Origin of the sequence: Hymenobacter mucosus (genome assembly GCF_900188255.1) — a bacterium.
Taxonomy (GTDB): Bacteria; Bacteroidota; Bacteroidia; order Cytophagales; family Hymenobacteraceae; genus Hymenobacter; species Hymenobacter mucosus.
In genome coordinates, this window is sequence record NZ_FZNS01000004.1 from 77,428 (window position 1) to 95,068 (window position 17,641).

Here is a 17,641-nt window from a genome sequence, read left to right on the forward strand (position 1 = left end):
TTGGCGCAGGTGCGCTACCCAGCGGCGGTAAGCCGACGGTAGCGCACCTGCGCCGGATGGCTTTTATCGGCGTAGAACTCAAAGTTTTCGATGCGAAAGCGTACCTCCGTGGGCCGCCGGGGCGCTCGAAACTTGCTCATCTGGCGGAAGGCCACTTCCTGCGTTAGCGTGGGGTCTTGCTTATTAAGCAGACGCAGCCCCTTCGCCTCGTCCAACAAATAGTAAGTCTGGTTTTGCCAAACGTAATGACGGGGCACCAGGTAGCCCATGCCCACCGAGTATCCTTGGTAGCGGAAGCTGGTGAGTACCCGCCCCTGTATGGTTTGCACAAACGCATTGGGTGCCCGTTGTAGTTGGTTGGGCACCACAAACTCCATTGTTTCAGTTCCGTCCTTGGCTCTGGCCATCTGGTACTCGCCGTAGGAGTAAATGGTGAGCAATGTGCTGTCGGACAGGAAACGAGCCAGGGCTATATCGGCCTGCGGCTTCTGCAAGCGCAGGGGCGGCTGCCCCACCCGCAGAAGCTGGGAGCACGTAAGCAGGGCCCGCCCATTGGGGGACGGCTGGGGCTCACAATCGGTCCGGCCTTCGCCAAACTGATTGCCAAAGTGCAGCTCCCGCAGTTCCCCCTGCATATCCAAGAGCATGAAAATGTAGCCGCCTACGTCGCTATTTGGAATGTTAATATCCTGCCAGAAGGCCAGCCCTCCTAGCTGTGGGAAGTAGCCTAAAAACCGGGGTGGGTGCGGTTCACTTACCACTACCATGTCGGGTACGGCCACGCGGTAGAAGTCTGCTTTCTTCAACTCCCGCCGAAACACGCGCTGCCCCGTAGCGGCCGTGAGCGTGATAATATAGCGCCCATCAGGACCCTGTACGCGCGGGTTTTCACTGAAATTGCTGTCAGCGGCGAAGTACTCCCCCGTCAGGCCGGTGGAGATATAGCTGAGCATGTGCGCCGAATCGGCCGTAGCGGCCAATTGCAGCTGGTACTTTTTGCCATTAATGAGCAGTTCTTGGCTGACTGGGTGGCGCTGGGGCAGCGCGTACTGGGTTAGATCGGCAGAGTCGGCATCGGGCCGGATGGGGTTTAGCCCTGGGCTGGGCTGGGGTGCCAGCACGGCGGAGGGCGGCGAGGCAACTTGCTCAGTGCCCGTCTCTTGCTGGGTGCAGGCGCTTACGCAACCTACCAGCAGAACGTAGAAGCTACTACTTCCTGGGGCAAGGGCAGCTAACAAGCGCCTGACTATTGTATTCATATACGGACTAGCTCTGCTACTGGAAATGTACTATACGTAGTTTCCTGCACGCAGGTGTGGGGAACTCTCCGGGCCGGATCAACACGGCTGGCCCCGGGTGATAGGCCCACTCGGGTGAATGAGGTAAAAATTCATGCGGTAACTAGGCTGAGCCTAGTATACTTGGCAGGCGAAGGTACTAGGGAAGTAGCGCACACGGACCGTTTCTGCCCCGAGGCGCGTTATCTTTACTACCTATGCTTTCGCCTTTGCCTGTCGCCGTTACTACCCCGCCTGCCGCCGCTTCTGTTCCCGACGCCACGCCTTTCCTGACCCGGATAGCCCGCGACATGGTGGCCCGCTACGGCCCCACCGACGAGCTAGCCGACCTGGTAGTAGTGGTGCCTACGCGCCGCGCCGTGGTGTACTTACAAAACGAGCTTAGCCTGGCTGCTGAGGCCGGTCAGGCCGTGTGGAGCCCGCGCATTGCGGCCATGGAAGACTATATGGTGGAACTGGCTGGCGTGCAGGTAGAGGAACCCATTGCCTTGCAATTGCTCCTGTTTGAGATTCTACGCGACATCGACCCCAAGCTGGATTTCGACTTGTTTGTGGGCTGGGCTGGCCTGCTGCTCCAAGATTTCTCCAACCTCGACCAAAATCTGGCTTCGCCCAAAAAGGTCTTTGAATACCTCAGCCAAGCTAAGGCCCTGGAACGCTGGGAGCTAACTGCAGATCCTGCCCCGCAGAGCACCACGGCCGCCTACTTCCGCTTCTGGGACGACCTCGAAAAGGTGTACCGCCGCCTGCGCAGGCGCATGGAACACGACCACCTGGCTTACCCTGGCTTGGCCTACCGCCTGGCCGTGAACCGGGTACAAACCCGCCTGGAAGCTGGTGAGACCCTTCCCCAGCACGTATTCGTTGGCCTGGGCTACCTCTCTAAGGCCGAAGAAAAGCTCCTGCGGATGCTGCGCAAAGCCCGCCGGGCCGAAGTGCACTTCGATGGCGACGCCTTTTACTTAGAGCCTGGCTCTCCTAACCGGGCGGGCCAACACCTGCGCCGCTACCAAGAGCTGCTTGATTTGCCGGCCGAAAACCTGGGCGGCCCTGCCGAGCTACTCCGGGGCTTGCCGCGCCACGTCCGGTTTGTGGGCGTGGCCAATGCCTCTATGCAGGGAAAAATTGCGGGGCAGCTGCTGGCCGCGTCGCGCCGCCAGAACCCCCAAGCCAAAGTGGCGGTGGTGCTGCCCGACGAAACCCTACTGCTACCCGTGCTGCACGGCCTTCCCCTCGACGCCGTGCCGGAGTACAACGTAACCATGGGCCTCAATTTCCAGAGCACGCCCCTGTTCAACCTGGTAGATTTACTGTTTGAGGTGCACCTAACCGGGGTGCGTGAGGGCTCCCCAGAAACGGGCTACGGGGTGCCCCGCTACCACCACTTGGCCGTGAGCAAGCTGCTACAGCACCCCTTCCTGCGCCGCTACCAGCAGTGGCTCGATAAGCAGGATGAGCAAGAGGTGTTCCATGGCATGCTGGATAAGGTATGCCGTACTATCGTGCGCCGCCACGCCGTGCTGCTTCCGGCCGAGGAACTCCTGGAAATGGGTCACGGCCACCCCATCATTGAAGCGCTGTTTGCCACCTGGGACAATTGCGACGATATTATCCGGGCCTGCTATACCCTTATCACCATGCTGAAAAAGGCCTACCAGGACCAGCACTCGGCTATTGAGGCAGAGTACTTGTACCTGTTTTTCACGCTGGTAAAACGCCTTGATTCGGTGTTCGACTGCCGGGAGCAGCGCCTGTCGGTGCGCTCGTTTCGGCGGTTTCTCTACGAGCAGATGAAGGCTACGCGCCTACCCTTTAGCGGGGAGCCCATTGCCGATGTGCAAGTCATGGGCTTACTGGAAACGCGCGCGCTTGATTTTGACCACCTCATCATTTTGAGCTGCAACGAGAACGTGCTGCCGGCCCCCAAGCGCCACAGCTCCCTGTTTCCGTATGACGTACTCACTACCTTTCAGCTACCCACCTACGCCGACCACGAAGCGGCCACGGCCCACCAGTTCTGGCGCCTGCTGCAACGTGCCCGCCAGGTAGATCTGCTGCATATTCTGCCTGGGGCAGAGGGCACTCGCACTGGAGAGCGAAGCCGCTTTTTGCTTCAGATAGAAAACGATTTGCGCTCCCAAAACCCTGGACTGGTGCTGGAAGACCTAACGGTAACCTCACCCGTGGAGGAAGATTTATCGGAGGAGGCTCCTTTACCTACCACCCAGCCCAACCGGGACGTTTCTGGCGACTTGGTGCTGGAAAAGGACGCTGGCATGCTGCAAGCCCTGCGCGAGGTGCTAGTAAAAGGCCTCTCCCCTACGGCCCTCAACCAATACCTGAACTGCAATCTGCAATTCTACTTCCAGCGGGTAGCCCGCTTCCGCGAAAACGACGAGGTAGAAGAAGCTCTGGGCCCCGATGGCTTTGGCACGGTAGTACACGAGGCGCTAGAAGACCTTTTTAAACCCTTCGTGGGTGGGCGGCAGCTGATTACGGCGGAGGAACTGCCGGAACTTCTGAAGCTGGCCCCCATTATGGTAGCTAAGGCCCTGCGGCGCGAGGAAGCCGGCCGCCACGCCCGCGCCGACGAAGGCTTAAACCACGTGCTGGGCCAAGTAGCAACCCAACTCGTGCGCCGCTACCTGGAAAGCCTGCTGACGCAGCCGGAGGCCTTGCCCCTGCACATCCAAAGTCAGGAAGAAGCCCTGCAAGCCACGGTGTACATTGCCCTACCCGATGGAGAGAAGCTGGGGGTGAGCCTCGTGGGCTTTGCCGACCGGGTAGACCAACTGCCTGATGGCCGCTTGCGCGTGGTAGACTATAAAACGGGCTTGGTACACTCCCACGAACTGCGCCTGCTAAAACGGGGGGAAGATTCGGCAGATGCCGTGGAACGCCTGCTGCAGGATGCTACGCCCGCCACCGATAAGGTGCGCCAGCTCTGGCTCTATCGTTTCCTGCTGGCCCAGCGCGGCCGCCCCGCCGCCGATGCGGCCATTATTTCCTTACGCAACCTCGGGGCGGGCCCTATGTCGGCCAACATGGACTTTCTCACCGATGGCGGCCAGGACTTTGTGCAGCACAGCGAGCAGCTCCTTACACGCCTCGTGCACCGCATCCTCGACCCCCAAGAGCCCATCCGCAAAACCGATGATCTGGAAAAATGCCAGTACTGCTCCTACCGTGGTATTTGCGCCCGGTAATGGTTGTTTTGGCTAGGAAGCAGAATCTCACCCACCCCATAGGGGCGAACCCGCTAACTTGCGTCCTCTCACCTAGTAGATTAATTTATGGACGAATTCATGCAAGCCGCCATTGATGAGGCGCGCCAGGGCCGCCAGGAAGGTGGCATTCCCATTGGCTCAGTATTGATGCGCGATGGTAAGGTAGTAGCCCGCGGCCGCAACAAGCGGGTGCAGGAAAATAACCCCATCAAGCACGGCGAAATGGACGCCCTGTTTAATGCCGGGCGCCAGCGCACCTACCGCGACACGGTGCTGTATACCACGCTGATGCCCTGCTACATGTGCGCAGGCACCATTGTGCAGTTCAAAATCCCCAAAGTAGTAGTAGGCGAAGACCGCACTTTTGGCGAGTCGCGAGAGTTTCTAGAGTCCCACGGCGTTGAGGTCGTGATTCTGGACCTACCCGAGTGCGTGCAGATGATGACTGACTTCATTCGCGACGAGCCCACCCTCTGGAACGAAGACATCATGGAGTAGACGGCAGCTCCGCGCTGAAGCGGCGCTTCAGCGTGCAATGTGGGCACTAGCCGGGGCTCCTGCTTGTCTTCTCGTGCTACTTACCTTTCCTCCCATGCCTTCCACCGATAATTCTCTGCTAAGTGCTTCCAAAAAGTGTCCGGCCTGCGGGTTCTGGAGCAATTGGCAGCAACAGGCCAGCGACCGGTGTGAGCGGTGCGGACAGCTCTTGGACCCCCAACGCCTGCGCAGTGAGCAGCAGCGCCAAAAGCAGGCCGAGGAGCCCCTGCCAGCTTTCCTCCAAATCCACATCAACCCCGACGATGGTCCTACCACCCGCTTTTTTAAGCGCATTATTCGGGGTGGGCAGCTAGTTTTTGGCGCTTTGGTGTCGTTTATGGTGTGGCTGCTCACGCTGGCAGCCGGATGAAATGGCCCCGGGAGCTGCGCCACCCGCTGTTTCTGAGCGGCGTAGTACTCTACGCCGTGGCCGCTAGCACTAAGTACGGCGGGCCCCTTACGGCGCGGTGGCAGCTTCCCGAACTGCTACGCTCCTACTTGGCCGATACGCTGGCACTGCCCCTAGAACTCACGCTGGTGCTGTTTGTGATGCGCCGCTGGTACTTCCGACGTCCGCGCTTTGTGCTGCCTGCTACCTGGATTTTCAGTACCTGGGTGGTGTTCTCCATCTGGTTTGAAGCACTAGTGCCGCGCTTCGATGCTCGTGCTACCGCCGACCCGCTCGATGTAGTAGCGTACGCCGTGGGCGGGCTGATTTTCTGGCGCTGGCTGAACCGCCCCGATGCGCCGGCTACTGAACCATAGCGTCTGGTTGCCTCGTATACACCTCCTAGTAGCCCCGCCGGACTCGCGCCGCGGGGCTTCTGTTTTGGCCCATTGGGCGTAACAACTTGCGTACTATGTTTCAGGATATGACCCGCGTACTGTCAACCTATTGGCAGCAGTTTCTATTTGCCTTGCCCAAGCTCCTAGTAGCGCTGGCGCTCCTACTAGTTGCCGTATTTATTGCCAACCGGGTAAGCACCTTGCTCGGTGGACGCTTACGCCGCCGCTCTACCGATGCCCTGCTGGCTGACTTCCTCGCTCAAATCAGCAAATGGGTGATGATACTAGTTGGCTTGATGATAGCGCTAAACGTGCTGGGCTTTTCTGGGGTAGTAGGAAGCTTGGTGGGGGCAGCCGGGGTATCGGCTTTTATCGTGGGCTTTGCTTTCAAGGATATTGCGGAAAACTTTCTGGCGGGTGTCATCCTGGCCTTCAACCGTCCCTTCCACATTAACGACACCGTGCAGATCCGAGATTTGATTGGTCATGTTGAAGGCCTCAACTTGCGTACTACCCTCATGCGCACGTTCGATGGCAAACACATTTTCTTGCCCAACTCCCTCGTCCTCAAGGAGCCCCTCACCAACTTCACCAGGGACGGCAACCTGCGCCAGGAGTTTTTGGTGAGTGTAGATCTGGGGGCCGATGCTACGCCCGATGTAGCTACTACCGTCATCCTAAGCTACCTGCGCTCCATTCCCGAAGTGCAGCAAACGCCCCGCGCACCCTACGTGAACTTGGAAAAAGCCGCGGGCACTACCGCCGACCTGCGGGTTTTCTTCTGGACCGATGCCGAGGACTACCGCCGGGGGGTGCTGGAATTGAAAAGCCGCCTTATGCAACAGGTAAAACAAGAGTTGCGCGGGGCAGGCTTCGAGGTACCCAACCTCACGCAATAAGCTAATTTGCGGAGGCAACGCGTTTGAGGCTCGATTTGTGCGGACCCCACTGCTTGCTCGAACGTTGAACACCCCATTTTGCTCGTTCGTCAGCCCACCTTTTTAGTTGTCTATGCCCAAGAACACTATACACCGGTTGCTGAGCCCTTTATTGTTGTGGCGGCTACGTCACGTAAACGACCGGGTGTATCTGATTCTGGTGAGCATTGTGGTGGGTGTGCTGGCGGGCTTGGCGGCGGTACTACTCAAAACCTTTGTGCACGAGGGCCAACATGCCCTCAACGCTTGGGTTCCGGAGCAATATCGGGTGTTTACGTTGTCCCTCTACCCCATCATTGGGGTGGCACTCACGGTGCTATTTACGCGTTGGTTTTTGGGTGGCAATCTGGGGCGGGGCATTGGGCCCATCATCTACAACATCGCTCGCCAGGGGAGCATTGTTCCCCGTAGCAAGCTGTACTCGCAATTGGTGTCGTCTTTTCTCACCGTCACCTTCGGTGGGTCGGCGGGTTTGGAGGCGCCCATTTCCGTTACAGGCTCCGCCATTGGCTCCAATACCGCCCGGGTGCTCCGCATTGGCCGCCGCGAACGACGCCTGCTCACTGGGTGCGGGGCTGCGGCGGGGGTAGCGGCCATTTTCAATTCGCCCATTGCGGGGGTGCTCTTTGCCGTTGAAGTGATTTTGTCTGAGCTCTCGGCCGCTTTCTTCGTGCCGCTGCTTATCTCCTCGGCTACGGCTACGGTGGTTTCCAAAGCTCTGTACGCAGGTCAGCCCTTCGTGCTCATTACCACTAGCTGGCCCGTAGATGCGGTGCCCCTGTACCTGATGCTAGCCGGCGGCACGGCCCTGCTTTCCGTGTACATGATTCGAGTGTACTTCTGGGCCGATGGCTTCTTTGAAAACTGGACCGGTACGTTTAAGCGCGTCTTGCTGGGCGGCCTGGCGCTGGGGTTGCTCGTCTTCCTGTTTCCGCCGCTCTATGGCGAAGGGTATAATATCGTTCAATTGCTCCTGGGCGGCCACTCTGACCAGCTCGTGGATGGCTCCTTGTTTGATGTCTTTCACGACCAAAGCACTTGGCTGATCTTGGTGGTAGCGGCGGGTAGTATGCTGCTTAAGGTGGTAGCTACCACTATTACTATCGGCTCGGGTGGCAACGGGGGCATGTTTGGCTCCTCCTTGTTTGCAGGGGCGCTGTGTGGCTTCATCTTCGCACGCCTCATCAACTTGAGCGGGCTATATCCTATCTCAGAGGTGCATTTTATTGTACTGGGCATGGCGGGCACTCTGGCCGGGGTAGTACACGCCCCTTTGACCGGCATCTTCCTTATTGCTGAAATTACGGGTGGCTACGCGCTATTTGTCCCCCTGATGGTGGTCACCTCGGGCTCCTACCTCATTACCCGCTACTTCGAGCCTTATTCGGTATACACCCGCAAACTGGTAAGCAAAGGCGTGAACGTAAACCAGGACCGTGACCGGGGTCTGCTCGCACAGCTAGACCTAATGCTCCTGGTACAAAACGACTTTACCCCCCTCCAACCCGACACTACCTTGGGCGAGTTGGTGCAAGTGTTCCGGCATTCTACCCGCAACCTTTTTCCGGTAGTTGACGCCAATGGCCAGCTTCAGGGCATTGTCAGCCTAAACACCGTGCGCGACGTGCTGTTTGATGATGCTCACTATGGTACTACCCGCGTGCGGGAGCTTATGCGCCAGCCCCCCACCATTCTGCACGATACCGATACGCCCCAGGAAGCTCTCCGCAGCATGGATCAGTATGGTGTACCCGCGCTGCCCGTAGTCGGCTCCAACGACAAATACGTGGGCATCCTATTGAAATCAAACATCTTAGCTCATTACCGGCGGCAGCTTATCAAAGATACCGAGAGCTAGCACAGTCATCAATACTCACCAATTTCGGGCTGCTCCCGGCTCATCAGCAAGCCTGCCATCATCAGCAAGCCGGTAAGTAGAATTACTACGAAAAGGATATTTTCACCTACTTCCCCAATGTGGTGTTGGTCGGGGATGCTATAGAAGAGCAGCACGGTAATCAGGCCCTTGGGTGCAATAAACAGCTCCGGAATCAGGTCAGATTTAGCTACGTAGCGCAGGTAGAAAAAGCGAATGAGGGTTAATACGCCCACGATAAGCACACCCTGCCAGAGCAGGGTAAAGCTAAGCAGACTGCTGAGCGTGATGCTGAACCCGAACAGTAGGAAAAAGAACGTGCGAATAAGAAAAGCCGATTCGGCAGTGATGCTTCGCAGCTGGTGCACCTCCTCATGGAGTTGATCTGGGCGAAACCACCGGCGCAGGTAGGTTCCCTTCAAGAATAGCTTGGCATTGTTCACGGCCAGCCCAAACACCAGCACCAGCAGTAGCGACGACAAGTGGAGCTTTTTGGCAACGCTATACATGAGTACCAGAAAGGCCAGAATCAGGAAGAACTTGACGTGGAGACGAATGCGCCCCAGCAGGAACGCCAGCATGGCCGTGCTCAGAATAGCTACTACCAACACGGCCACTACATCGCGCCCAAATGTGACAACGGACATGCCCTGAGCAAAATTCTTCTGCAGGGCAAAGTTGAAGAACATAATGCCCAGGATATCTGAAAACGTGCTCTCGTAGACGATGAACTCCTGCTTTTCTCCTCGGAGGTTGGCTACGCTGGGAATGGCAATGGCCGAACTGATAACGGCCAGCGGCACGGCGTTGACCAAGCACGTTTGGAAGCTGATACCTAGCCATAGGTAGAGCAGGGTGGCAATGGCGCTTGCCTGCACAATCAACATGAGGGCCGCCGCTAGAAACGAGCGTCGAATAAGGGGGGCCTTATCCCGGGTCAGCTCTAAGTCGAGGGCGCCTTCCAACACAATCATAATCAGACCGATGATTCCGAATATTTCCAATACTACCTTGGGAATGGGTAGGGCAAAATCGAAGTAATCGGCGGCTTGGCGCAGAGCAATACCGGTAAGCAACAGCATGAGCACGGAGGGCACCTTAGTGGCTCGCGCGGCTAAGTCAAACAGATACGACAGGATGACGGCTAAGCTCAAGCCGATGAGTATGGAATAGGACCCCATGCAGTGTAGGAATGGTCTGACAATAACTCAGCAATACGTAGAAAAGCAGTAAGCCGCCGAAAATCGACGTTGATGGCCGCGCCTGGTTGGTATCTCAGCGCGGGCACGTGCTACCTTCGTGGTATGGAGCGTGGTTTAGATGTTGATGCCGAAACCGTAGTGGTGGTGGGCGGTGGGCCGGCAGGCTTGCTGGCAGCTCAGCGCCTTGCGGAGGCCGGCCACCGGGTAGTGGTGTACGAAGCCCAAGCTACCGTGGGCCGTAAGTTTTTGGTGGCCGGGCACGGAGGGTTTAACCTAAGCAACGCCGAGCCATTGTCGTTATTTGAAACCCGCTACGCTGCTCAGCACCCCCAGTTTGCTCGTTTCCTGGCGCATTTCTCTCCCTCTGACTTACGGCAGTGGGCAAGCAGCTTGGGGATTTCTACTTTTGTAGGCACCAGTGGCCGCGTATTTCCCACGGAAGAGCACAAGCCTGCCCACCTTTTGCGGGCGTGGCTTGGGCATTTAGAGCAACTAGGCGTAACTATTCAAACGCGCCACCGGTGGCTAGGCTTCGCGGGTGCTACCGGATTACGGATGCGCCAAGAAACCACAGGCGAGGAGCTAACGGTACATCCCGCCGCCACGGTGCTGGCCCTAGGTGGCGCTAGCTGGAGCAAAACCGGCTCCGACGGGCAATGGGTCCATGCTCTCCAAGAGTTGGGCGTGGAGTGCATACCCTTTGCGCCATCTAATTGCGGGGCGGAGGTAGTGTGGTCACCTTTCTTCCGGGACAAAGTTGGGCGCGTACCACTCAAGAACATTGCCCTAACTTGCGGAAGCCATACCGTACGAGGTGAGGTACTGCTAACGGATTACGGCATAGAAGGTACCCCAGTATATGCCCTTACGCCGCAGGTACGCGCCGCCCTCAGCCACGGCACCACGGCCACCCTCCTGCTTAATCTTAAGCCCGACGTTTCCCCTGATCAGCTGTTGCAAAAATTGCAGCAGCGCCGCGCCGGCACGTCGCTAGCTTCTTTCTTAGCTAGTGCTTTGCGCCTGGGGCCACCCATACCCACACTGCTGCGCGAACTATACCCCACGCTACCATCGTCACCAGCTGACTTAGTACAGGTGCTTACCCAATTGCCGATACCGGTTAGAGGTCTGCGCCCACTCGACGAGGCTATAAGCACAGCGGGGGGCGTAGCCTGGACGGAAGTGAGCGATGCCTTAATGCTGCACCGGCGGCCTGGCACCTTTGTGGCGGGTGAAATGCTAGACTGGGAAGCCCCTACGGGCGGTTACTTGCTGCAAGGCTGCTTTAGCACAGGCGCCTGGGTAGCCCAGGGAGTTTTAGAATGGCTGGAAAAGAGAAGTGCGCAGGTGTAATTGCACAGAGCAACCAGTATCTTTTACCAAGATGCTGAGCTAGGCCCTCCTACATGCGGCGCAAGGATAATTTCTCGGCGGCTTCCGCTTCCCGCAGAATAGCCTTGGCATCGGCTACCAGGCGCTGCCCGGGGGTCAATTGGTGGCGCACTAGCAGTAGAAACAGCACGATAAACGAAACCATTGGCAGCAGGCCACCCAAAATAAACCACTTCCAGAACGAGCGGCCGTGGCTCTGGGCGCAGTAGGCCGTCGTGAAAGCTAGCACTGCTAAGCCCGCAACCAGGGACAGGAGCAGCAGCGGACCGAAAAAGTACATCGGGTGCGGTACCATAAGCTCAGCAGGCATAGAAGGTATGCTTTAAGGTACAGGATTGCTCCTGAATTTGCAAGGATATTCTTCGGATAACAACCTGCCAGTAGCGGCGTTGTTCGTGGATTTTGGCCGGAATGTTGTGCGGTACCGGGAGCCACCCTTTTAGGGCATTTATCGTATACATGTGTACGCCCTTTCTAGTTCTCCGCCTGCTCCCCCCCTTATGTGGGAAAACCAAAGTCTCTTCCGCGTCTCGGCTCAGTTGTTTGCCGACGGCGTGTTTAATTTGCTTGACCGAACGCTAAAGCCGGAAGTATTCCTGCTGGGTCTTGCTTCGGCCCGCGAAACCGACGAACCCCAGGCCGTCGTAATTGAGCCCGTTACGCACCGTTACCATCCCACCGATTTTACCAACGTAAAAGCGCGGGCTGCTGCCCTGGAACCCGATGGCCCTCGTGAGGTAGTGTACCACCTGCACCCTCTCGACCATGACCGGTACGAAAAACAACGCTGGTACGAACTGCTGCGCCGTGCTACCGAGCATTCTCTCAACGACTTAGTAGCTACACGCCAGGAAGAACGTATTAGTTTCTGCTCCCTACCTGTGGGCGTGTATGGCTACCAAGTAATCATTGTGCTACAGTTAGCTGCCGATGCCTACCACTCGTACTATTCCTTACCGGGTTTGAGTGGGAGCCGGCCCACTTCATTGCTGGCGGCTACGGTGCAGGAGTTCCTGCAAGACGCCGCACGCGGCCTACGCGAGTCGGACACCGATGACGACCGGCCCGTACTGGACCGCGACTATAATGAGGTATTGCGGGCGGCCGGGCGGCGCTTCATGCTACGCGCCGCAGCGGGCACCCACGGCCTTTACGATGCCTGCAATGGAGTAGCCGCCTTACGCCACGAAGGCGATGAAGGAGTAGGCACTATGATTGTATCGCGCCGCAACCACCCGGCCGTGGTTCCTATTTTAACTCTCGACTCGCCTATTCCGTTGCGCGACTACCGCCGTATTCGTAAGCTACTGGAGTTGAGCGAGGACCGCAACGCCTTACTTACCGATGCCACCGATGTGTTTGGCCTCGGCTACCTGGTAGAGCCCACCGACCCTCAGTACGAACCCTTGTTTACGGTGCACTTTACCAAGCACTATAGCTGGGAGCTAGACCATGGTGGCAATACCATGATGAAAGTGGTATCAAACACGCCGCGCCTGCCCCAGGGCACCGTCGATGAGGAGAACTTCACATCGGCCATCCGGCGGGTATTTCCTGCCGTAGACGCGGCGGGCATTGCATACCTCTGGGAACTGACCCTGAAAGCTACCCTCCAAACCAACGGTACTATCCTGGTTATCTCGGAGGGAGCGGCTCAAGAAGCGGCTCGCCTAACGCGCCAGTGCTTCCGCGTAGCCCCGCGCCTCATGACCCCATCAGTATTGCGTTTGGTTACTAATATCGACGGGGCCGTGTTCATTAATCCGGCCGGTACTTGTTACGCTATTGGAGCTATTCTCGACGGCTTAGCCACGGAAAAAGGCGATTCTAGCCGGGGTTCGCGCTACAACTCCGCTCTGCGCTACGTGGAAAGCAGCCGCTACCCCGTGCTGGCTATTGTGGTAAGCGAAGACGGCTGGATTGACCTGCTTCCGCCCGTGCGACGATAGTAGATTTCGCTTCTTATAAAAGACGGGGCGGCAGTACTCAGGTACTGCCGCCCCGTCTTTTATTGGGCATATGGTATTATGTTATCTAGGAATTAGCCGTTCACGGTTCCCATCATGGCTTCGGGGTAGCGCTGGCCGGCAGCTACGTGCGGCGGGGCCAGTTGGTCGATGCGGGCCAGTTCCTCAAGGGAAAACTGGATAGTGGCAGCTTCCAGATTTTCTTCCAGGTACGAAATGCGTTTGGTGCCAGGAATGGGTACAATATCCTTACCCTGGGCGAGCACCCACGCCAGCGCCAACTGACCGGGTGTTACGTTTTTTTCTTTTGCCATTTCGCGGATACGCGCCACTAAATCAAGGTTCTTCTGGAAGTTTTCGCCCTGAAAGCGGGGCGTAAAACGACGGTAGTCATCCTCGGCCAAATCCTCAAACTTCTGAATCTGCCCCGTAAGGAATCCTCGGCCCAGGGGCGAGTACGGCACGAAGCCCACACCCAATTCTCGGCAGGTGTGCAAAATATCATCTTCCGGGTCGCGGCTCCAGAGAGAATACTCGGTTTGCAGGGCCGTGATGGGGTGCACTTGGTGGGCCCGGCGTAGCGTGTCGGGAGCGGCTTCGGAGAGGCCCAGGTACCGCACCTTGCCTTCTTTCACTAGTTCGGCCATGGCCCCTATCGTTTCTTCGATGGGCGTGTTAGGGTCAACGCGGTGCTGGTAGTAGAGGTCAATATAATCGGTGCCGAGGCGTTTGAGGCTGGCTTCGCAGGACTGGCGCACATACTCGGGGCGGCCGTTGATGCCACGCTTGGTTGGGTCGTTGGGGTCACGAACAATACCAAACTTGGTGGCTACTACCAGCTTGTCGCGGCGGCCCTGCAGGGCTTTGCCGAGTAGTTCTTCGTTGGTATAGGGGCCGTACATGTCGGCTGTGTCGAAGAACGTGACGCCAAGCTCTACCGCACGGTCAATCGTGCGCAGGCTCTCCTGGTCGTCGCGCTGACCGTAAAAGTCAGACATGCCCATGCAGCCGAGGCCGAGGGCGGATACTTGAGGACCATGGGTGCCTAAGATGCGAGTTTGCATAGTTCAGTTGGTGTTGAGGGAAATGAATTCAGATCGGGTGTATAACCCCTCATACGGCAAAAGGAGTAGGCAGGCTTAGCCAGCGGCCTTTCTTTACCCAAAATGCTGTGTCTGCGTTAGAGGCATACACCTTCCCTCCGCCCTTCTCTACTATGGCCACTCCCACTATTCCCCCAACCTTCGACCAAGACAGCCGCTTACGTTGGGTAGAACGCGTTTCTCACCTTCTTGACAGCCAATTTCGGGTGCCCGGTACTACCTGGCGCTTCGGCCTCGACCCGATTATGGGCCTGCTGCCCGTGGTGGGCGGCATTCCTTCACTGGCGGTTTCGGGCATTCTCATCCTCACCATGCTGCGCCACGGCGCCAGCGGCAACTTAGTGGTGCGCATGGCTCTCAACGTGCTACTCGATACCATCATTGGCGCCATCCCAATTGTTGGCAACATCTTCGACTTCGCCTATAAAGCCAACGACCGCAACGTACGGCTGCTGCGAGAGCACTACGCAACTGGCAGGCACCAAGGCAGTGGCAAGGGGCTCATTGCCCTGATTCTGGTGCTGCTACTCGTAGTGGGTGGCCTGGTGGTGTGGGGTGGCTACGAACTGGTACGGGCACTATGGCACTACTTTCAGTAAATGAACTGCTTGCAACGCTGACTAGTTTGGCACGCTCACTTTCGTTTTTGGTGTAAGACTGGGTGACTTTGCAGGCTGAGTGGGCGCACGAACTGCACGTCGCCTAGTGCAGCGTTGTTCTGTTGTTGCTGGGTTACCCGAGCAGGGGAAGGAGTTACTACCTGCTCCGACAACTTGTGGCCGTTTTGGTCCTGGAGTTGTAGAGTCAGTTTGCTAGTAGTGGCTTGCAGGTGCAACGTAGTACCCGGTTGCACGGCCACTGGGGTAGGCGCAAACGGATACAGGTCAACTAGTACCGTTGCGGCCACATCCTGGAAGGTGTAAGAATACGTAGCCGTAGCGCCAGCCTGGTAACGCGCCGTTACGTGCCCCGGGCCTACCAAAAAGGTATAGTTCAAGTTGGTGACAGATGCTGGGATGCGCGGCGCCAGCGTTAGTGCGTGGTTGGCCATATCGGGGCGGATGCCAAGAAAATACTGGTACCAGACGCGCAATTGCTCCGCGTTGGACCAGGCCTGTAAGTAGGCGCCCGTGAGACGGGGCCACTGTTCGCCGGGGTGCGGGTAGGCATCCATGTTTTCGCTCAGGCCGCCCACCACCCCTCGGGTCAAGGCTTGGCGGTTCATGTTCGCAAACAGTTGGTAGGCTGTTTCTACTTGCCCAGCTTCAATCATGCGCTGCATGGCAATACCATTGTTCCACAGCCAGATGGTGCCCCGGTGGTAGGCAGCATCTTTGTGGTAATACTCGGGGGCTAGGTGGTAAGGATGGAAGTTGGGGTCGTGCCGGTCCAGCGAGGCTACGCCCCAGGGGTATACTAGCTCCTCCCAGGTTTTGCGAATTACCTGACGCTTCAGGGCGGCGTCTTCCACCATGTCAAGCGCGTACAACTGATTGGGACGTAAGGTAAAATCAGGTTTTCCCTGCTTATCGAGGCGGTCGGCCAAGTACGAGTGGCTAGCGTCGCGGTAGTCTTGCTCGAAGTGGGATTTTACCTGCTGGGCCAGTTGCTTCCACTTGGCTTCGCTGGGCTGGTCGTGCATGTAGGCAGCAAAGTAGGCGCCAGCCAGGAGTTGCTGGTACCAGAGAGCCTGAATGTCGTTGGCGCGGGTACCGCGGGGCGTAAAGGATACCAAGTTGGCGTCGCGGGCATCCATCCAAGTTTCATTGTCCTCATGGAGCAGGTAGCCTTTCTCATCTACCCAATGCTGCAATGCCCCCGCAATACTGGCTTTCACGGCAGGATACAGCTGCCGAATCAGTGACGTATCGCCAGAGTACTGCACGTAGTCCTGCAACTCAATGATAAAGCGCGGAGTACCATCGGTGGTGTGGTAGTCGATATTACTGGGATTCACAATGTTGGGCACCCGACCGTAGTAGCGGGAGGTTTTGTCCAGCTGCTGGTAGTTGGCAAACGAAAGCAGAATCTGCTTAGCTGTGGCAAACTGCCCCGTTACGAGCACGGCACCCGGCAGAGAGATAAACTCGTCTCGCCCCCAGTACTCGTTGAACCACGGTAGGCCCGCGTAAATCCCGTCGCCCTGCTGGCGCGTCACCAGTTGGTCCATGGTGGTAGCTAACCAACGCAGGGCCAGGGTCAGCGAGTCGGAGGTAGAGGTGAGGTAGGTGTTGGTGAGCAGGTACTGGCGCATTCGCTCCTGACGGGCCTTCTTGAGGGTGGTAGCATTGCGCTGGGCTTCCTCAATTAGGGCCGTGGCTGCTGCTTCATTTTCTCCCACGGCCAAGTAGTAGCCTTCGGTAGCACCCGCCACTTGCTTGCCTTGCACCGTAATAGCCTGGGGCTGCAAAGGAGCTACAGCAATGAGAAATTTGCCCTCCCGTGCCGAGAAAAAGGCCACGTGGTTTTGCTCTCGCAGGAAACGTACGTTGTCACCTTTCAGGGCAATACCTAGCGGCTGCGCGGCTCCGCGCAAGCGCACTTCCAACACGTTTCGCTGGTCTAGCAAGCAAAGCTCTTCCGTGAAGGTAGGGCCGTGCTGGCGTACCAGCTTGTGGGGGTACACCACTACATCGGCAGTGCGGTTATCTAGCTTTTGCGTTCCTACAAATAGGTCGTAGCCACCAAAAACACGGTTTTTGGCTACGTTCAGGCCCTCAAACCAAGCGTATTCCGGGTGGTTGGTTTCGTGGGTTTGCGTGAAATAATATGCCGCCGCTTTGTTGGTGAAAGAAACGCTGCGGTTAGCCTGAGCGGGCACCGCAATTTTCATTGTCTCCAGAATATCGGGCTGGTTCTGCATAGAAAGCGTACTAACGGAGCGGGTTTGGGTGCAGCTGCTGGCTGCAAGCAGTAGCTGCGCTAGAAACAACCAGGAAGTAAATCGGGACATGGAAGGTGATGAGGATAAGACGGCTTTAGAAAGGCACCCTGGCCAGCATGTGCTGAGACAACCGTGCTTGGCGAGTAACGGGCAGACTTGAGGAGCCAAATATAATGCTACACTTGCACCTTCCTAAGCCTATTGCAAATACGGGCGTCAATATAGTACCAGTACTTACCAACTGAGTGTGCGTAAGGCCTCTACTGGCCTTCTACCTTTGTACTTCTTTTGGGTACTGCTTCGCACGGTTGAGCTAGCAAAGGCTTGAGTACTGAGCCAACTCCACCTTCCCCAACTGGGCTAAAAGCAGTTACCCTCCGCACGTTTTAGCTCTTTTGACATGTACATTCCGCTTGTTTGGCAGCTATCCT

14 protein-coding genes are annotated in these 17,641 nt (G+C 57.3%); 9 read left to right on the forward strand and 5 right to left on the reverse strand.

Annotated elements, in window-relative coordinates:
* Positions 1–14: 14 nt before the first annotated feature.
* Positions 15–1,259, reverse strand: a complete 1,245-nt coding sequence (locus CHB83_RS10385; RefSeq protein ID WP_089332593.1) for a hypothetical protein — start codon at positions 1,257–1,259, stop codon at positions 15–17.
* Between the two features lie 236 nt (positions 1,260–1,495).
* Here CHB83_RS10385 and CHB83_RS10390 point away from each other — a divergent pair, with 236 nt between their 5' ends.
* The 6 genes from CHB83_RS10390 to CHB83_RS10415 all read left to right on the forward strand — a co-directional run bounded on the left by CHB83_RS10390 (position 1,496) and on the right by CHB83_RS10415 (position 8,644).
* The gene (locus CHB83_RS10390; protein ID WP_245855324.1) at positions 1,496–4,504 is read left to right on the forward strand and encodes a PD-(D/E)XK nuclease family protein; all 3,009 of its coding nucleotides are present in this window, start codon (positions 1,496–1,498) and stop codon (positions 4,502–4,504) included.
* Positions 4,505–4,591: 87 nt separating this feature from the next.
* Positions 4,592–5,023, forward strand: coding sequence for a nucleoside deaminase (locus CHB83_RS10395; RefSeq protein WP_045690170.1), 432 nt, complete (start codon positions 4,592–4,594; stop codon positions 5,021–5,023).
* Positions 5,024–5,117: 94 nt separating this feature from the next.
* The gene (locus CHB83_RS10400) at positions 5,118–5,432 is read left to right on the forward strand and encodes a hypothetical protein (protein ID WP_045690171.1); all 315 of its coding nucleotides are present in this window, start codon (positions 5,118–5,120) and stop codon (positions 5,430–5,432) included.
* A complete protein-coding gene (locus CHB83_RS10405; RefSeq protein ID WP_179225513.1) occupies positions 5,405–5,827 on the forward strand; it encodes a hypothetical protein in 423 nt (140 codons plus the stop codon). The genes CHB83_RS10400 and CHB83_RS10405 overlap by 28 nt, the downstream gene beginning before the upstream one ends.
* Before the next feature lie 95 nt (positions 5,828–5,922).
* Positions 5,923–6,747: a mechanosensitive ion channel family protein gene (locus CHB83_RS10410; RefSeq protein ID WP_045690177.1), complete on the forward strand. Its 825-nt coding sequence runs from the start codon at positions 5,923–5,925 to the stop codon at positions 6,745–6,747.
* Between the two features lie 112 nt (positions 6,748–6,859).
* Entirely contained in the window at positions 6,860–8,644 is a 1,785-nt protein-coding gene (locus tag CHB83_RS10415) for a chloride channel protein (protein ID WP_045690172.1), read from the forward strand.
* An 8-nt stretch (positions 8,645–8,652) separates the two neighbouring features.
* On the opposite strand, the gene CHB83_RS10420 is transcribed toward CHB83_RS10415, so the two are convergent.
* Positions 8,653–9,843 carry a cation:proton antiporter domain-containing protein gene (locus CHB83_RS10420; protein WP_045690173.1) on the reverse strand — a complete coding sequence of 397 codons (1,191 nt, stop codon included), beginning with the start codon at positions 9,841–9,843 and terminating at the stop codon, positions 8,653–8,655.
* A 123-nt stretch (positions 9,844–9,966) separates the two neighbouring features.
* Between CHB83_RS10420 and CHB83_RS10425 the strand changes: the two genes are divergently transcribed.
* A complete protein-coding gene (locus tag CHB83_RS10425) occupies positions 9,967–11,217 on the forward strand; it encodes a TIGR03862 family flavoprotein (protein WP_045690174.1) in 1,251 nt (416 codons plus the stop codon).
* 49 nt (positions 11,218–11,266) lie between these two features.
* On the opposite strand, the gene CHB83_RS10430 is transcribed toward CHB83_RS10425, so the two are convergent.
* The gene (locus CHB83_RS10430; protein WP_143437111.1) at positions 11,267–11,566 is read right to left on the reverse strand and encodes a hypothetical protein; all 300 of its coding nucleotides are present in this window, start codon (positions 11,564–11,566) and stop codon (positions 11,267–11,269) included.
* Positions 11,567–11,756: 190 nt separating this feature from the next.
* Between CHB83_RS10430 and CHB83_RS10435 the strand changes: the two genes are divergently transcribed.
* Positions 11,757–13,205, forward strand: a complete 1,449-nt coding sequence (locus tag CHB83_RS10435) for a diadenylate cyclase (protein WP_052695581.1) — start codon at positions 11,757–11,759, stop codon at positions 13,203–13,205.
* 92 nt (positions 13,206–13,297) lie between these two features.
* Here CHB83_RS10435 and CHB83_RS10440 read toward each other — a convergent pair whose 3' ends face one another.
* Entirely contained in the window at positions 13,298–14,287 is a 990-nt protein-coding gene (locus CHB83_RS10440; RefSeq protein ID WP_055562762.1) for an aldo/keto reductase, read from the reverse strand.
* Between the two features lie 152 nt (positions 14,288–14,439).
* On the opposite strand from CHB83_RS10440, the gene CHB83_RS10445 reads away from it, so the two are divergent.
* The gene (locus CHB83_RS10445; protein WP_045690079.1) at positions 14,440–14,925 is read left to right on the forward strand and encodes a DUF4112 domain-containing protein; all 486 of its coding nucleotides are present in this window, start codon (positions 14,440–14,442) and stop codon (positions 14,923–14,925) included.
* A gap of 35 nt (positions 14,926–14,960) precedes the next feature.
* Here the strand turns inward: CHB83_RS10445 and CHB83_RS10450 are convergent, their stop codons facing one another.
* Positions 14,961–17,279 carry an amylo-alpha-1,6-glucosidase gene (locus CHB83_RS10450; protein WP_089332594.1) on the reverse strand — a complete coding sequence of 773 codons (2,319 nt, stop codon included), beginning with the start codon at positions 17,277–17,279 and terminating at the stop codon, positions 14,961–14,963.
* Positions 17,280–17,641: the final 362 nt, after the last annotated feature.

What these genes read in the sequence shown, in the direction of transcription:
- CHB83_RS10385 (WP_089332593.1), bottom strand. Translation starts at nt 1,259, where the DNA reads ATGAATACAATAGTCAGGCGCTTGTTAGCTGCCCTTGCCCCAGGAAGT.
- CHB83_RS10390 (WP_245855324.1), top strand. Translation starts at nt 1,496, where the DNA reads ATGCTTTCGCCTTTGCCTGTCGCCGTTACTACCCCGCCTGCCGCCGCT.
- CHB83_RS10395 (WP_045690170.1), top strand. Translation starts at nt 4,592, where the DNA reads ATGGACGAATTCATGCAAGCCGCCATTGATGAGGCGCGCCAGGGCCGC.
- CHB83_RS10400 (WP_045690171.1), top strand. Translation starts at nt 5,118, where the DNA reads ATGCCTTCCACCGATAATTCTCTGCTAAGTGCTTCCAAAAAGTGTCCG.
- CHB83_RS10410 (WP_045690177.1), top strand. Translation starts at nt 5,923, where the DNA reads ATGTTTCAGGATATGACCCGCGTACTGTCAACCTATTGGCAGCAGTTT.
- CHB83_RS10415 (WP_045690172.1), top strand. Translation starts at nt 6,860, where the DNA reads ATGCCCAAGAACACTATACACCGGTTGCTGAGCCCTTTATTGTTGTGG.
- CHB83_RS10420 (WP_045690173.1), bottom strand. Translation starts at nt 9,843, where the DNA reads ATGGGGTCCTATTCCATACTCATCGGCTTGAGCTTAGCCGTCATCCTG.
- CHB83_RS10425 (WP_045690174.1), top strand. Translation starts at nt 9,967, where the DNA reads ATGGAGCGTGGTTTAGATGTTGATGCCGAAACCGTAGTGGTGGTGGGC.
- CHB83_RS10430 (WP_143437111.1), bottom strand. Translation starts at nt 11,566, where the DNA reads ATGCCTGCTGAGCTTATGGTACCGCACCCGATGTACTTTTTCGGTCCG.
- CHB83_RS10435 (WP_052695581.1), top strand. Translation starts at nt 11,757, where the DNA reads ATGTGGGAAAACCAAAGTCTCTTCCGCGTCTCGGCTCAGTTGTTTGCC.
- CHB83_RS10440 (WP_055562762.1), bottom strand. Translation starts at nt 14,287, where the DNA reads ATGCAAACTCGCATCTTAGGCACCCATGGTCCTCAAGTATCCGCCCTC.
- CHB83_RS10445 (WP_045690079.1), top strand. Translation starts at nt 14,440, where the DNA reads ATGGCCACTCCCACTATTCCCCCAACCTTCGACCAAGACAGCCGCTTA.
- CHB83_RS10450 (WP_089332594.1), bottom strand. Translation starts at nt 17,279, where the DNA reads ATGTCCCGATTTACTTCCTGGTTGTTTCTAGCGCAGCTACTGCTTGCA.